This window comes from Bradyrhizobium betae, assembly GCF_004123905.1.
Taxonomy (GTDB): domain Bacteria; phylum Pseudomonadota; class Alphaproteobacteria; order Rhizobiales; family Xanthobacteraceae; genus Bradyrhizobium; species Bradyrhizobium betae_A.
Genome location: NZ_MZXW01000020.1, coordinates 122,575 through 137,005, shown reverse-complemented (window position 1 = coordinate 137,005; position 14,431 = coordinate 122,575). Strand labels below are relative to the sequence as shown.

The 14,431-nt window shown below is 65.3% G+C and carries 14 protein-coding genes; 5 read left to right on the top strand and 9 right to left on the bottom strand.

Translation table 11 applies throughout. The annotated features are described in order from the left end of the window. The first annotated feature begins 1 nt into the window (after position 1). From B5V03_RS17905 to B5V03_RS17895, 3 genes are all read left to right on the top strand, one after another. The gene (locus B5V03_RS17905; RefSeq protein ID WP_164988099.1) at positions 2 to 1,096 is read left to right on the top strand and encodes a serine/threonine protein kinase; all 1,095 of its coding nucleotides are present in this window, start codon (positions 2 to 4) and stop codon (positions 1,094 to 1,096) included. Between the two features lie 91 nt (positions 1,097 to 1,187). Next, positions 1,188 to 1,769: a CAP domain-containing protein gene (locus tag B5V03_RS17900; protein ID WP_164988098.1), complete on the top strand. Its 582-nt coding sequence runs from the start codon at positions 1,188 to 1,190 to the stop codon at positions 1,767 to 1,769. A 76-nt stretch (positions 1,770 to 1,845) separates the two neighbouring features. Beyond that, the gene (locus B5V03_RS17895; protein WP_129271725.1) at positions 1,846 to 3,024 is read left to right on the top strand and encodes an aminotransferase class V-fold PLP-dependent enzyme; all 1,179 of its coding nucleotides are present in this window, start codon (positions 1,846 to 1,848) and stop codon (positions 3,022 to 3,024) included. Between the two features lie 17 nt (positions 3,025 to 3,041). Here B5V03_RS17895 and B5V03_RS17890 read toward each other — a convergent pair whose 3' ends face one another. From B5V03_RS17890 to yajC, 6 genes are all read right to left on the bottom strand, one after another. Further along, on the bottom strand, positions 3,042 to 4,286 hold the full coding sequence (locus tag B5V03_RS17890) for a threonine ammonia-lyase (protein ID WP_129271724.1): 1,245 nt from the start codon (positions 4,284 to 4,286) through the stop codon (positions 3,042 to 3,044). Between the two features lie 45 nt (positions 4,287 to 4,331). After that, positions 4,332 to 5,195 (bottom strand): phytoene/squalene synthase family protein, encoded by an 864-nt coding sequence (locus tag B5V03_RS17885; RefSeq protein WP_129271723.1) that lies wholly within the window; start codon positions 5,193 to 5,195, stop codon positions 4,332 to 4,334. Beyond that, positions 5,192 to 5,575 (bottom strand): Mth938-like domain-containing protein, encoded by a 384-nt coding sequence (locus B5V03_RS17880; RefSeq protein ID WP_129271722.1) that lies wholly within the window; start codon positions 5,573 to 5,575, stop codon positions 5,192 to 5,194. The genes B5V03_RS17885 and B5V03_RS17880 overlap by 4 nt, the downstream gene beginning before the upstream one ends. 61 nt (positions 5,576 to 5,636) lie before the next feature. After that, entirely contained in the window at positions 5,637 to 6,656 is a 1,020-nt protein-coding gene (secF, locus tag B5V03_RS17875) for a protein translocase subunit SecF (protein ID WP_129271721.1), read from the bottom strand. 10 nt (positions 6,657 to 6,666) lie between these two features. Beyond that, on the bottom strand, positions 6,667 to 8,271 hold the full coding sequence (gene secD / locus B5V03_RS17870; protein ID WP_129271720.1) for a protein translocase subunit SecD: 1,605 nt from the start codon (positions 8,269 to 8,271) through the stop codon (positions 6,667 to 6,669). A 47-nt stretch (positions 8,272 to 8,318) separates the two neighbouring features. After that, entirely contained in the window at positions 8,319 to 8,696 is a 378-nt protein-coding gene (gene yajC, locus B5V03_RS17865) for a preprotein translocase subunit YajC (RefSeq protein ID WP_129271719.1), read from the bottom strand. 182 nt (positions 8,697 to 8,878) lie between these two features. Between yajC and B5V03_RS17860 the strand changes: the two genes are divergently transcribed. Further along, positions 8,879 to 9,871, top strand: coding sequence for an ATP-binding protein (locus tag B5V03_RS17860; protein ID WP_129271718.1), 993 nt, complete (start codon positions 8,879 to 8,881; stop codon positions 9,869 to 9,871). 172 nt (positions 9,872 to 10,043) lie between these two features. On the opposite strand, the gene B5V03_RS17855 is transcribed toward B5V03_RS17860, so the two are convergent. Both B5V03_RS17855 and B5V03_RS17850 read right to left on the bottom strand, forming a co-directional pair. After that, on the bottom strand, positions 10,044 to 11,429 hold the full coding sequence (locus B5V03_RS17855; RefSeq protein WP_129271717.1) for a LysM peptidoglycan-binding domain-containing M23 family metallopeptidase: 1,386 nt from the start codon (positions 11,427 to 11,429) through the stop codon (positions 10,044 to 10,046). Between the two features lie 109 nt (positions 11,430 to 11,538). Further along, positions 11,539 to 12,189 (bottom strand): protein-L-isoaspartate(D-aspartate) O-methyltransferase, encoded by a 651-nt coding sequence (locus B5V03_RS17850; RefSeq protein WP_129271716.1) that lies wholly within the window; start codon positions 12,187 to 12,189, stop codon positions 11,539 to 11,541. Positions 12,190 to 12,430: 241 nt separating this feature from the next. On the opposite strand from B5V03_RS17850, the gene B5V03_RS17845 reads away from it, so the two are divergent. Continuing rightward, positions 12,431 to 12,817, top strand: coding sequence for a response regulator (locus B5V03_RS17845; protein ID WP_129271715.1), 387 nt, complete (start codon positions 12,431 to 12,433; stop codon positions 12,815 to 12,817). A gap of 43 nt (positions 12,818 to 12,860) precedes the next feature. Here the strand turns inward: B5V03_RS17845 and surE are convergent, their stop codons facing one another. Continuing rightward, positions 12,861 to 13,628, bottom strand: a complete 768-nt coding sequence (surE, locus tag B5V03_RS17840; protein ID WP_164988097.1) for a 5'/3'-nucleotidase SurE — start codon at positions 13,626 to 13,628, stop codon at positions 12,861 to 12,863. Positions 13,629 to 14,431 lie beyond the last annotated feature (803 nt).

Below are 14,431 nucleotides of genomic sequence, written 5' to 3'. Positions count from 1 at the left end.
GATGAACCTTCCCAAAGACGACGCCGCGACACTCTCGGCGCGCTGGACCGAAGGCGTGCTGCTCAAGCGCGACGTGTTCTCGACCGTCGAGCGCGGCCGCTTTCGCGCCGACAGCGGCGAGGTCGATGCCGTGCTGCGCCGGCTCGACGAAGTGCCGTGGTGGTCATTCCCCCTGGCGCGCCATCTGTTCGCCCGCGAGAAGCACGCACTCGCCCTTGCAAAAGGCCTGAATGTCGGTCCCGAGCTGCTGTGGGCCGGCCGCCGCGCGCTCGCCCGCGGCTTCGTCGACGGCGTCGCGCTGCACCTGGCGAAGCCCCATGGCGACCTCGCCTATTTCCGCTCGGCCAAGGCGGCGCTGCGCCGGTTGCGCCGCGCCGGCATCTGCCACAACGATCTCGCCAAGGAACAGAACTGGCTGGTCGGCCGCGACGGCCGTGCCTATGTGACCGACTTCCAGCTTGCGGCCTGCTTCAACCGCCGCGGCCGGCTCTACCGCATCCTCGCCTATGAGGACCTCCGGCATCTGCTCAAGCACAAGCGCTCCTACGCGCCTGAAGCGCTGACGCCACGCGAGCGAAAAATCCTGGCCAAAAAATCCTTCGCCGCGAGCCTGTGGCTCGCAACCGGCAAGAAGGTCTATCGCGCGATCACGCGCGGCCTGTTCAATTTCACCGACCGCGAAGGCGGCGGCCGCCGGCTGGTCAACGATGCGCCGGTGCTGGCGGAACTGATCCGCAACAATCCGGCGGTGCGCGACACCGCGATCGTCGCGTTTGCCGATCGGCGCTCTGGCGTCGGGCTCTACGCCTTCGTCGAGGCGGATCAGGCCACGCTCGAAGGCCAGCTCCGCAATGAGCTCACCGCCGCCAAGGGCCCGAAGCCGCCGGAACACATCCAGGTCGTCCACGCGCTGCCGCGTGACACCAGCGGCAAGCCGCGCACCGAGATCCTGCAACTGGTCGCCATGAACCAGCTCGACCTGATCGAGCCGATGATGAAGAACGACCAGGACCGCGCCTTCCTCAAGGACATTCTGGAACAGCGCAAGAACCTGCGCGACCGCTTCAATTTCGAGGCGGACCTGCCGGCGGGCTGATGGGCCGCGCCTTGAAGCGTCCACATTGGCGATAGAGAAGCGGGCAAGCATAGGCAGGCTTGGCGGGAGTATGGGCACTCGGGGGACGATGATGCAATGTGTGGCTGGCGGCCTGATCGCCGGCCTCCTGCTGCTGGCCGCTACCCCCGCCAAAGCAGAATCCCCGGCCGAGCAGATCTCCAGCTTCCGCCTCAAGCATGGCGAGGTCCGCGTCGCGCGTGATTCCACCCTCGACCGCATCGCCATGGACCAGGCGAAGGCGATGGCGGCAAAGGACGACCTCAGCCACGACGCCCTCGGCCCATTCAACCGGCGCGTCGCGCCCGCCGGTGCCGGGCGCGCAGCGGAGAACATCGCCTACGGCTACGACAATTTCGAGAAGACGCTGGGACAGTGGATCGACTCCTCCGGCCACCGTAAGAACCTGCTGCTGCACAATGCCTCCCGCGTCGGCATCGCGAGCGCCAAGAATGCCAGCGGCAAGCGCACCTATTGGGCCATGGTGATCGCCGGCGATTACGAGCCCAAAGGCAAGGATAAGGGTAAGGGCAAAGGCAAGAAGGACGCCGAGCCGCTGGTCGCCGTGAAGCGCGAGGTCGCCCCCGCGAGCAAGCCGAAATCCCAATCCAAATCCAGCAATTGCCACATCAGGCTGCTCGGCCTCTGCATCTGATTGCTGCCGGACATCTTGTTCGCATTCCTCAACGCGTCTAATTCATGCATGAAGATCGCGAGGAGCGGAGGCGTTGTTGATCGATATCGACCGAATTCGTGCAGACACGCCGGCCGCCTCCCGACTCGCATATCTCCACAATGCTGGCGCCGCTCTCATGCCGACGCGCGTCATCGCGGCGATGAAAGGGCATATCGATCTGGAGAGCGAGATCGGCGGTTACGCCGCTGCCGACCGCGAGTCCGATCGCCTTGAAGCGGTCTACAGCTCGGTGGCTCGCCTACTCAATGCCGCGCCAGACGAGATCGCCCTCATGGAGAACGCGACGGTTGCCTGGCAAATGGCGTTCTATGCGTTGCCATTTGCCAAGGGCGATCGCATCCTGACCGCCGAGGCGGAATACGCCGCCAACTATGTCGCCTTTCTTCAGGTCGCCAGGCGCACGGGCGCGGTCATCGACGTGGTGCCGAGCGATGCCAGCGGCGAGCTCGACGTCGGCGCGCTCGAACGCATGATCGATACGCGCGTCAAACTGATCGCTATCACCTGGGTTCCGACCAATGGCGGGCTGGTCAATCCCGCAGCGGCCGTCGGCAAGATCGCGCGGGCGCACGGCATCCCCTACCTGCTCGATGCCTGCCAGGCGGTTGGACAGATGGAGGTCGACGTCGCAGCGATCGGCTGTGACATGCTATCGGCGACGGGCCGCAAATTCCTCCGTGGCCCGCGCGGCACCGGTTTTCTCTATGTCCGCCGGGCGCTGCTACAGCAGCTCGAGCCGCCGATGATCGATCACTTCGCGGCGCCCTGGGTCTCGCGGGACACCTATCAACTGCGGGACGATGCCCGCCGCTTCGAGACCTGGGAGAACAATTACGCGGCAAGGCTTGGTCTCGGCGCTGCTGTCGACTATGCCCTTGAGATCGGCCTCGGCCCTATCGAACAGCGCTGCCGGTTGCTTGCAGACCGTCTTCGCAACGGCCTCGCCACCATTCGCGGCGTCACCATTCGCGACCTCGGACGTACGCCAGGCGCCATCGTCAGCTTTACGATGGATGGGTGCGAGGCGAATGCCATTGTCAGCAGCGCTGCCGCCGCCGGCATCACGATCGGCGCGTCACATCCGTCGAGCACGCGCATCGATGCCGAACTTCGCGCGTTGCCGCCGGTCGTGCGGGCGTCCCCGCATTACTACAACACGGAATCCGAAATCGATCGTCTCATCGATCTCCTCGCTGGCTTGGCGCCGCGATAGCGAGACACGCGTACCGCTCAGGTGCAGCGCGCGCTCAATCCGGATGCACTGAGCTTGGCCATGACCTCGTCGAGATGTGCGCTGTCGCGGGTCTCGATGACGAGTTGCAGCAGCGTCGCCTTGGCCGGCAGGTCGGAGAAGGTCCGTTGATGCGAGACCTCGATGATATTGGCGCCGGCTTCGGCGAGCAGCGACGCTACCGCAGCGAGCTGCCCCGGCCTGTCGGGGATATCGAGCGACAGCTGGGTCAGCCGCCCCTCGCGTGCCAGTTCGCGCGTGAGGACGGATGCGATCAGCCGCGTGTCGATGTTGCCGCCGCTCAGCACCAGCCCGACCTTCTGGCCGGCGAAGCGGGAAGGATCTGACATCAGCGCTGCGAGGCCGGCCGCACCGGCGCCCTCGACGACGGTCTTCTCGATCGAGATCAGGGTCGCGAGCGCGCGTTCGAGCTCGGCTTCGTTGACGAGCGCAATGTCGTCGACGAGGCGGCGGACGATTTCGGTGGTGATCTTGCCCGGCGATTTCACCGCGATGCCTTCGGCCAGCGTATCACCCCGCGCCGGCAGAGTGCCGCCATGGATGGCGTTGTACATCGAGGGATAGAGCCAGGCCTCGACGCCGAGAATCCGCAGTGACGGCTTGATCGATTTGGCGGCAATGCCGATGCCGCTGATCAGGCCGCCGCCGCCGATCGGGACGACAAGCGTGTCGAGCTCCGGTACCGCCTTCATGATCTCGAGCCCGACGGTGCCCTGCCCCGCGATGACCAGCGGGTCGTCATAGGGGTGAACGAAGATCATGCCGCGGGCTTCGCCGTGGCTGCGTGCATACGCGGCCGCCTCCTCCAGCGTCGCACCCGTCACCACCACCTCGGCGCCGTGATGCCTGGTGTTCTCGACCTTCACCATGGGCGTGCCGACCGGCATCACGATGGTGGCGGGGATGCCGAGCCGCTTGGCGTGGTAGGCAACGCCCTGCGCGTGGTTGCCCGCGGACATCGCGATCACGCCCCGCGCACGCTCCTCCGGCGCCAGCGCCGTAAGCCGGTTGAGCGCGCCGCGCTCCTTGAACGAGGAGGTGAACTGGAGGTTCTCGAATTTCAGCCAGATGTCGCAGCCGCAGATGTTGCTCAGCGTGCGGCTATAGCTGCAGGGCGTCTCGACGACGGCACCGCGGATGATCTCGGCGGCTGCGTGAATGTCATCCGGTGCGACCGGAAGGCCGCTGAGATCTGAGGAATTGGTTTGGGACAACTCAGCCATAGGACAACATAGAGCATTTGGCAGGCTCTCGCGATAAGCCAACCGCTATTTGGTAAATTCCCGGGAACGTGAAGCCCGCCACAGCGTCCACAGCGTCCGCAGCCGCGACGTCGGCTGCGGCGTAAACGGATTGCGCCCGGGCTGTGACAGGCGCTTGAGGTCGGCCCGCACCTGGCTCAGCGGCAGGAACGCAGGACGCACGGAAGCCGGCACCTCCGCCAGCAGCGACATGGCCGTGGTCAAATGCTGCTGTGCCTCGCCCGCAAGCTGCTCCAGCACGGCACGCAGGTTCGGCGTCGCCTTGCCGGCGAACACGTCTTCCATGTTGCAGCCATGACCCGCCAGCACCTGCTGCGGCAGGAACAGCTGCCGGTGCGCGGCATCGCGCGGCAGATTGGCAATGATCTGAACGATGCCCTGGGCCAAGCCGGCATGGCGGGCAAGATGCTCAGCGGCATCGGCAGGTGCGCCCATGATCCTGGCAGCCAGACCGAACAATGCCGAGGACGTCGCGGCCAGATAGCCCTCCAGCGCCGTCAGCGTCGGCATCGGGTCGTTGTAGAGGTCGAACTGGTGCTCATCGACCAGCAGCGACAGCGGTTCGACCGGCAGGCCGAAATCGCGCACCGCACGCAGCAGCTCGGCTGCGACCGGATTGCCCTCGGCGCTGCCATGGACGAGGCCCGAGAACAGATCAGTCCACCATTGAAAGCGGATCTCGCCGGGCAAGGGCTGGCTGACCTGGTCGCGGACGCGGACGATCTCGACGTTGAAGGCATAGAGCGCCAGCAGCGCACGGCGCTCGGCGGCGGGCGCGAACAGGGTCGCGGCATAGCGCGGAAAATCGTGGCTGCGCACGAGATCGGCGCAGAAGGTCACGGTATCAGGCGGCGGCGAAACGCTGCTCATGGCACGGCGATCAGCGCGGCCGCGACGCGGCGCCGTTCGCCGATCATGATGTTGTAGGTGCGCACGGCGGGGCCGGTCTGCATCGTATCCAGCACCACCCTCACCGCCTTGAGCGCCTGGCGCAGCTGCGGCGGCGGCAGCCAAAGGCCGGTTCCGGTGCCGACCAGGAGCGTGTCGATACTGTTGGCGGCCGCGAACACCCGGTCCAGCGAGTAGCGATCGATCTTGGCCGGGTCGGTCACGTCCCAGGCCCAGATCGCGTCGGGCAGGCACAGCAGCGATCCCCGATGCGACATGCCGGCGAAGGCGAAGCCGCCCTTGCCATAGGCATCGATCGGCGCCGAGCGCGGGAAATGCGGAGCGTTGGGATCGCCGGCCATCAGTGTCGTCCGAATTGGCTTACTGCCCTCGCAAACGTATGCGAGGGCAATGCGGTTCGGATCATGCCTTGTTTTTCTTCGCCGGCGTAGCCGTCTCGACCGCATCCTCGCGATGCTCGCCGACGCCGAGATAGATCAGGATCGGCGCCGCAATGAAGATCGAGGTGTAGGTGCCGACCAGCACCACGCCGAACATCATCACCGCGGTGAAGCTGTGGATGGCATGGCCGCCGAACAGCAGCAGCGCAAGCAGGGCCAGCGTCACGGTGAAGTGGGTGATGATCGAGCGCGACAGCGTCGAGTTGATGGACTCGTTGAGCAGCTGCGGCATCGGCATCTTCTTGTAGCGCCGCAGCATTTCACGGATGCGGTCGTAGATGACGACGGTGTCGTTGAGCGAATAGCCGAGAATGGTTAGAAGTGCGGCGATGCTGGTCAGGTCGAAATCGACCTGGCTGATCGACATGAAGCCGATGGTCAGCACGATGTCGTGCACGTTGGCGATCATGGCGCCGAGCGCGAACTGCCATTCGAAGCGGAACCAGAGATAGATCAGGATCGAGACGATCGCGAGCATCAGGCCCAGCATGCCATAGGCAAGCAGCTCGCCGGCGACGCGCGGACCGAGCACCTCGACGCGGCGATATTCGATAGAATCGCCAAGCGCGTCACGGACCTTCTGCACGGCATCCTGCTGCGCCTTGTCGCCGCCGGGCTGTTCCGCAACGCGGATCAAGACGTTCTCGGGGCCGCCAAACTGCTGCAGCTGGATTTCTCCAAGACGCAAGCCATCCAGCGTCGTCCGCATCGCCGCGATGTCGGCGGCACCGGACTTGGCCCGCACCTCCAGCAGCGTGCCGCCCTTGAAGTCGATGCCGAGGTTGAGGCCATGGGTGAAGAACAGCGTGATGGCGACGATCGACAGCGCCGCCGAGATCGGGAAGCTGATGCGGCGGAAGCGCGTGAAGTCGAAATGCGTATCATCAGGGACAATACGCAGCGACGGCAGCCAACCCATGGCCGCGACCACGGTGAGGATGGCGATGAGGACGCCGAGCCCGATGAGAACGGTGTGAGTCACGATCAGGCTCCTAGATCGGCACGCTCTGCGGCCGCTTCCACCGCACCCACCAGGCGACGATCAGCCGGGTCATGGTGAAGGCGGTGAACACCGTGGTGATGATGCCGATGCCGAGCGTCACGGCGAAGCCGCGCACCGGGCCGGTGCCGATATAGAACAGTACCGCGGCGGCAATGAAGGTGGTGATGTTGGAATCGAGAATGGTCGCGAGCGCCCGTTTGAAGCCGGCATCGATCGCCGAAATCGCGTTGCGGCCACCGCGCAGCTCCTCGCGGATACGCTCGTAGATCAGCACGTTCGAGTCCACCGCGATACCGACGGTGAGCACGATGCCTGCGATGCCGGGCAAGGTCAGCGTGGCGTTGAGCAGCGACAGCAGGCCGAAGATCATGGCAACGTTGATGGCCACCGCGATGTTGGCGAACACGCCGAACAACCGGTAGGTCAGCAGCATGAAGATGATGACCAGGATCGAGCCGACATAGGCCGCAAGCTCACCTTTCTCGATCGAGTCCTGGCCGAGGCCCGGACCGACGGTGCGCTCCTCGACCACGGTCAGCGGCGCCGGCAGCGCGCCGGCGCGCAAGAGGATCGCGAGATCGTTGGCCGACTGCACGGTGAAACTGCCGGAGATCTGGCCCTGCCCGCCAGTGATCGGCTCGCGAATGACGGGCGCCGAGATCACCTTGCCGTCGAGGATGATCGCGAAGGGCACCCCGACATTCTCCTGCGTGGCCTGCGCAAACTTGCGCGCGCCAGAGGTATTGAACTTAAAGCTGACGACCGGCTCATTGGTACGCTGGTCGAAGGTCGCCTGGGCATCGGTCAGATCGCCGCCCGCAACCAGCACCTGCTTCTTGACCACGTAACCGGTCGGCGGCGGCGTGGCGGCCGGCAGGAACTCGGTTTCCGGCGGCAACCCGCCCCGCTGCGCCTGGTCCGGCGGCACCGAGGGATCGACCATGCGGAATTCCATCTTCGCGGTCTTGCCCAGCAACTCCTTTAGACGCGTCGGGTCCTGAAGGCCGGGGACCTGCACCAGGATACGGTCATTGCCCTGACGCTGGATCACAGGCTCGACGGTGCCGAGCTCGTTCACGCGCTTCTCGACGATCTGGATCGATTGCTCGATCGTCTTGCGCATGCGGTCGAGCATCGCAGCCTGCGGGATACTCAGGCGGATCACGCCGCCACCGGCGTCAGTCACCTCGAGGTCGCGCTGGCCGCTGGATCCCATCAGTCCGCCGAGGGGCTGGGCCAACTCGCGCAGCTTGGCGAGCGCCGGCTGAAAATCGGTGTCCTTGGTGATGCGAACCTCGGCCGCATCGTTGCGAATTGTGACGCCGCCGGTGAAGCCGATTTTGGCATCGCGTAGCGTGCGGCGAACGTCGTCGCGGACCTGGTCCAGCCGTTCCTTCTTCACATAGGCGGAATCAACTTCCAGCAGCAGGTAAGAGCCGCCCTGGAGATCGAGGCCGAGCACCAGCCGGCGCTGCGCCCAGGCGGGCCAGGTCTTGACCTGCGCTTCGGGGAAGAAGTTCGGGACCGCGCAGAGGCACACGATCAGCGCCGTCAGGATAATCCCGAGCGCCTTCCACCGCGTGAAATACAACATCGACTGGACCTGTCAGATCAGGAGACTGGAAAGACTCGCGGAAGCACTCACTTCGACGCGGCGTCGTCCTTGGCGGCTTCCTTGGCGCTATCCTTGGATTCCTTGGCCGGTTCGCCCTTGGCGCGCACGCCGGAGACCATCGAGCGCATCTGCCGCACGCGCACGCCATCGGCGATCTCGAATTCGATCTGGTCGTCGTCGACGACCTTGGTGACCTTGCCGACAAGGCCGCCCGAGGTCACGACGGTGTCGCCGCGGCGGATGTTCTTCACGAGATCGGCGTGGTCCTTCACCTTCTTCTGCTGCGGACGCAGAATCAGGAAGTACATGATCACGAAGATCAGGGCGAACGGCAGCAGCGACATCAACATGCTGTTGGTGTCGCCGGCGCCCGCGGCCTGGGCATACGCAGGGGTAATGAACATTCGGACGATCCTCGTGGAAACGGGGGAAAACCGGTCAGGCCCTCGAAGGCGACCGGTTCGGTCAAATTCGCGCGGACTATAGCGGCCATTGCCCCAATTGCAACGCTGCCAGACCGCCGATTTGGCCACCTTGCGGCGCGCGCTCAGGCCCGATAAAGGCTGCATTCTCAGGAACTTCGGACATGCCCAAAAAACCAAGCAAAAGCCCAGCCGGCAAAGGCCCCCGTACCCCTGCCAGGAAGCCCGCCCGCGTCGCGGCAAAACGCCCCACAGCGACCGTCAAGGCAGCCCGCAAGCCCGCTCCGGACCTCTCCCAGGAGCGCATCGTCCGCGCCCTGGAGACCATTGCGGCGCACCTTGCCGCCCAGGGCAACCCCGCCGCCGAACGCGAGTCGTTCAAGCAGGCCGACGCCTATGTCTGGCATCCGGACGGACGCCTTGCGGCGGTGCCGCGGGTCAGCCGCGTCGAGCTGTTCCTGCTGAAGGGCGTCGACCGGATGCGCGACATCCTGATGGAGAACACCGAGCGCTTCACCAATGGGCTCCCCGCCAACAACGCCCTGCTCTGGGGCGCGCGCGGCATGGGCAAGTCATCGCTGGTGAAGGCCGCGCACGCCAGCATCAACGCGGACCGCAAGTCTGCCGACAAGCTCAAGCTGATCGAGATCCACCGCGAGGACATCGAGAGCTTGCCCGCATTGATGGATCAACTGCGCGCCTCCTCGTTCCGCTTCATCGTGTTCTGCGACGACCTCTCCTTCGACGGCAATGATGCCTCGTACAAGTCGCTCAAGGCGGTGCTCGAAGGCGGCATCGAGGGCCGGCCCGAGAACGTCATCCTCTACGCCACCTCCAATCGCCGCCACCTGCTCGCGCGCGAGATGATCGAGAACGAGCGCTCGACCGCGATCAATCCCGGTGAAGCCGTGGAGGAGAAGGTCTCGCTGTCGGATCGCTTCGGCCTCTGGCTCGGCTTCCACCGTTGCAGCCAGGACGAATACCTCGCCATGGTGCGCGGCTATTGCAGCCATTTCGGCATTGAGGTCGATGACGAGGCCTTGGAGCGCGAGGCGCTGGAATGGTCGACCACGCGTGGCTCGCGCTCGGGCCGCGTCGCCTGGCAGTTCGTGCAGGAGCTGGCGGGACGGCTCGGTGTGAGGCTGACCGGGACATAGCGAACGGTTTCGCTCCACCCACAACTGTCATTCCCCGCGCAGGCGGGGAATCCAGTACGCCGCGGCGTCTCGGCTCAACAACAACTGTCTCTGGATACTGGATCGCCCGGTCGAAGCCGGGCGATGACAGCGTGCTTGGAGTGACGGCGTGCTCCGAACCGAAGCCCTAGCCTTACGCCCCGTTCAGGAATTGAAGCGGGTCAACCGGACTCGATCCCTTGCGGATCTCGAAGTGGAGCTGCGGCGACGCCACCTCCCCGGATTGACCCGACTTGGCAATGACCTGACCGCGCTTGATGGTATCGCCGCGCTTCACCATCAGCTCACTCGCATGGGCATATGCGGTGACGTAGCCGTTGGAGTGCCGAACCAGGACCAGATTGCCGTAACCTTTCAGCTCGTTGCCGGAATAGGCAACGACACCGTCTTCAGCCGCCTTGACCGGCGTACCCTCGGGCACCGCGAGATTGATGCCGTCATTGGACTTGCCATTGGTCTTGGCGCCGTAGGTCGTGACCACCTTGCCGCGCACGGGCCAACGGAAGGTCGGCAGCGCGCTGGTGGTCTCCGCAGCTTTCGCCGGAGCCTCAGCAGGCTTCTCTTCGACATTGGTCGTGGCCTGGGCCAGCCGCGCGCTCTGCACGGGCGCGGCGACAGCGGCCAACTTGGTGGCGGGTGCGGGAGCGGCCGCAACGGGCTGAAGCGTCCCGACGACGGGGGCAGCCGCAACCGGCGCTGCAACTGCGGCGGTCCTGGCACCCGGCACCGTCAGCTTGGTGCCGAGCTTGAGCTTGGCTTCCGGCGCGAGGCCGTTGGCGCGAGCCAGCTCAGCCGACGAGATATGGTTCTTGCGCGCAATGCTGGCGAGCGTGTCGCCGCGATTGACGAAGTGCATGCTCGACGGTGCAGCCATGATTGCAACCGGCTTCGCGGCAGGCGCCATCGCGGGAGCTGCCGCGACCGGAGCCATCAACGGCGCGGGCGCAGCCGCAGTTGCGCCCGGATGCGGGATGATGAGCTGCTGGCCGGGCGAGAGCGCGCGCGGGCCCTTGTAGCCGTTGGCGGCGAGGATCGCCTGCGGCGTGACGTGATAGCGCTTGGCGATCACGTCGAGCGTGTCGCTGGTGCCGACGATGATCTTGGTCCCACCCGCCGGCTGGGCAACCGCGACCGAACGCGGCGGCACCGTGGCGGTGGTTTCAAGATGCGGCTGCGCCGGGGGCGCATAGGAGCTGACGCCGCGCCCGCCACCGGACACGCCGCCACCTGCCGCAACGGGATAGGATTGCGGCGCAGACACCGCCGGCGGCGCCAAGGGCTGCGACTGATAATAACCGGGCTGGGTTTGCGGCCGCGAATATTGCGGCAGCTCACGCTGCTGCGGCGGTGCCTGCTGCACCGATCCGGTCTGATCAGACGAGAAGGGATTGGAGAAATTCGACTGGGACAGCCGCGACTGCATGTCGGCGCTGCACCCTGCAAAGCTGAACGAGATCAGCGCCAAGACCGCAACCTGCGGCACGCGGCGCGAGTTAAGCAACTCGGCGACAACAGACATGGTTACTCACTCGTACGCAACAGAACTGATGTTTTAAGTAAACACGCGCCGAGTAAATAACGGCTTAACCCTCCCAATAAGATGTTGGCAGCACAGCTGATCCGGAATTCTACAGCTCTCGCGCCACCCCGGGCAGCGCCGGCACGAAGCGGACCTCCACGAGTTCCTTGCGCTCGATCCCGGTCTCGGTCCTGACGAGCCGGATCAGCGTCTGCACACCATGATGCGGGCCGACCGGGGCGATCAGGATGCCGCCGACCTCGAGCCGCTCGACCAGATTCTCCGGAAGCTGCTCCACCGCGGCGGTGACGATGATGCGGTCGAACGGGCCGATATTGGGCGGCAGATTGAGACCGTCGCCGAGCATCACCTCGACATTGTGACAGTTCAGCTTTTCAAGCCTGGCGCGCGCGGTGTCCGCGAGCTTGCGGTAGCGCTCGACCGTCAGCACCTGGCCTGCCAACCGCGACAGCACCGCCGCCTGATAGCCGGAGCCCGCGCCGATCTCGAGCACGCGATGCTGCCTCCGGAGCTGGAGCTGCTCGGTCATGTAGGCGACGACGAAGGGCTGGCTGATGGTCTGCCCGCAGGCGATCGGCAGCGCGCTATCGCGATAGGCGCCCTCGCGATCGGCCTCGTCGACGAACTCGTCGCGCGGCACCTCCTCCATGGTCCGCAGCACCGCCTGGTCGCTGATGCCCCGACGCCTCAGCGTGAGCTGAAACATCATCTTTTCCGGTGGGTGCTGGCTGGAGATCATCGCTGCTCGTGTCGTCCTTGTCAGGACCCGGATCGTCGCCTGCCTCGCCTGGGCGCGAGGCAAGAATCTTGTTCCTGCTCAGGAACTCATGATAGCCTTAGGTCGCAGTATTTGACCACAAATTGGCTTGCGGCGGACTGGCCGCAAAGGCCAATTTCGGGTGGCCGTTCGCCGAAACGCGCATTGCGTCGATTCGTGTTATCTGCGAACGTTTTCCGCAATGGGCAAGGACTCACCGACAATGACTGCGACAGGGCTTTCCGGCCGCTCTGTATTCCTCGTCGAAGACGAGGTGATGATCAGGATGATGGTCGCGGACATGCTCGAAGAGCTCGGCTACAAGGTCGCAGCCGAGGCCGGCGATATCACCGAGGCGATGCGGCTCGCCCAGGCGACCGAGTTCGACATCGCCATTCTCGACGTCAACGTCAACGGCAAGGTCATCTCGCCGGTCGCCGACGTCATCAAGGCGAAGGGCTGCCCGTTCATCTTCGCCACCGGCTACGGCTCGTCCGGCCTGCCCGAGCAGTACCGCGACCGGCCGGCGCTGCAGAAGCCGTTCCAGCTCGACGCGCTCGGCAAGACCATCGAAGCCGCGCTGCGCGGCAGCCAACCGATTTCTCCGTAGCCCGGATTGCGCTGCGCTCCATCGGGGCTACGACAGCCAGCCCTCACTTCAGCGTCGCGCTCAATTCTTCCGAAAACGCCTCGTTGGTGCGATCGAGCCGGAGCGGTGTGACCGAGACGTAGCGCTCGCGCAGCGCTGCCAGATCCGTGCCATCGGCGGGCGTATCCATCATCGCTGCGCGCTCAAAACCGATCCAGAAATAGGGATTGTTGCGGCCGTCCCGGCGCTCGTCGATCCTGAGGAAGCCGAGATTGCGCTTGCCCTGGCGGGTGACGCGGATGCCGAGCACATCCTCCGGCGCGCAGGCCGGGAAGTTGACGTTGATGACGGTGTCCTTGGGGATGCCGGCCTTGATCACCTTGCGCAGAATGTCGGGCCCGAACTTGAGCGCGGTGTCCCAGAGCGGCCGGTCGCGGGTCTCGACGCTGAACTCCTGCGACAGCGCGAATGACGGCAGCCCCAAAATGGTGCCTTCCAGCGCGCCGGCGATAGTGCCGGAATAGACCACGTCCTCGGCAACGTTGCGGCCCTTGTTGACGCCCGACAGCACGAGATCCGGCGGCTTGGTGCCCAGAATATGCCGCGCGCCCATGATGACGCAGTCGGTCGGCGTACCGCGCACGGCGAAGTGCCGCTCGCCGACCTCGCGCAGGCGCAAGGGGTCGTTCAGCGACAGCGAGTGCGACACGCCGGACTGGTCGAGCTCGGGCGCGACCACCCAGACGTCGTCGGACAGCGCCTTGGCGATCTCCTCCACGACCTTGAGGCCGGGAGCGTGGATGCCGTCGTCATTGGTGCAGAGGATGCGCATGCGAAAGGTCGATTCCTGAAGCCGTTTGAGCCGTATTATCCGGCTGGGGCTCATCAGGCAAACCGGGCGGCGGGGGATGTGGGCAGAGCGCATCTGTGATCTAGCTCATTGCGGCGGCGCAGCACGAAGCCCTATTTTTTGATCCATACGCCGAGGCGACGGGACACCGAATGACCCGCTTTGCTGCCCTCATCTGTGTTGGAGTTACTCTTGGCCTCAGCGCACTCGCGCCTCAGCCGGGGCTGGCACAGGATTCAGGGGCTACGGACCGCTGCTTCCCCTGGCAAGAATTCCGCAACGGCAATTGCGTCGCCAAAGCCCCTCTGGCTTCGGCGCCGGCGGAGACACAGCCCCTGCTCCCAGTCCCCGAGGCCCCGGAGCGCCGGGAAACGGCCACTCCGCCTCCACCAGCCCCACCCCGCGCGCTGATCACCATCACCTGCACCGGTGGCACCGCGAGCAACGGCCAATGCGCCTGCCCGGCCGGCTTCCAGTTGATGCCATCAGGCGCAGATCCCGGCGGCACCTGTGTGCAAACCAATGCGGAGAACTGCCAAGGCGGCGCGTTGACAGTCACCGGCGAATGCCTCTGTAACGGCCAGGTCACGATGTCCGGCCAAGTCTATGACCTCGAATTGTCGCGAGGCAAATGCGTGCCGAAACGCTGTCCGCGCGAGGGTCCTTGCCTCACGGCAGCAACGAAGCCGGAGGGCGAGGCTTCGCCACGGCTGTCATCGGACGAGCCCGAGCGGCCGCGCCATTGCGCCAAAGGCATGGTCGCGACGCGCCACGGCTGCGTGCCG

Bases quoted from the DNA above. Each gene is read 5' to 3' on its own strand.
- B5V03_RS17890 (WP_129271724.1), bottom strand. From the start codon at position 4,286: ATGGCTGAGTTGTCCCAAACCAATTCCTCAGATCTCAGCGGCCTTCCG.
- B5V03_RS17880 (WP_129271722.1), bottom strand. From the start codon at position 5,575: ATGGCCGGCGATCCCAACGCTCCGCATTTCCCGCGCTCGGCGCCGATC.
- B5V03_RS17905 (WP_164988099.1), top strand. From the start codon at position 2: ATGAACCTTCCCAAAGACGACGCCGCGACACTCTCGGCGCGCTGGACC.
- yajC (WP_129271719.1), bottom strand. From the start codon at position 8,696: ATGTTCATTACCCCTGCGTATGCCCAGGCCGCGGGCGCCGGCGACACC.
- B5V03_RS17860 (WP_129271718.1), top strand. From the start codon at position 8,879: ATGCCCAAAAAACCAAGCAAAAGCCCAGCCGGCAAAGGCCCCCGTACC.
- B5V03_RS17855 (WP_129271717.1), bottom strand. From the start codon at position 11,429: ATGTCTGTTGTCGCCGAGTTGCTTAACTCGCGCCGCGTGCCGCAGGTT.
- secD (WP_129271720.1), bottom strand. From the start codon at position 8,271: ATGTTGTATTTCACGCGGTGGAAGGCGCTCGGGATTATCCTGACGGCG.
- B5V03_RS17885 (WP_129271723.1), bottom strand. From the start codon at position 5,195: ATGAGCAGCGTTTCGCCGCCGCCTGATACCGTGACCTTCTGCGCCGAT.
- B5V03_RS17850 (WP_129271716.1), bottom strand. From the start codon at position 12,189: ATGATCTCCAGCCAGCACCCACCGGAAAAGATGATGTTTCAGCTCACG.
- B5V03_RS17900 (WP_164988098.1), top strand. From the start codon at position 1,188: ATGCAATGTGTGGCTGGCGGCCTGATCGCCGGCCTCCTGCTGCTGGCC.
- B5V03_RS17845 (WP_129271715.1), top strand. From the start codon at position 12,431: ATGACTGCGACAGGGCTTTCCGGCCGCTCTGTATTCCTCGTCGAAGAC.
- surE (WP_164988097.1), bottom strand. From the start codon at position 13,628: ATGCGCATCCTCTGCACCAATGACGACGGCATCCACGCTCCCGGCCTC.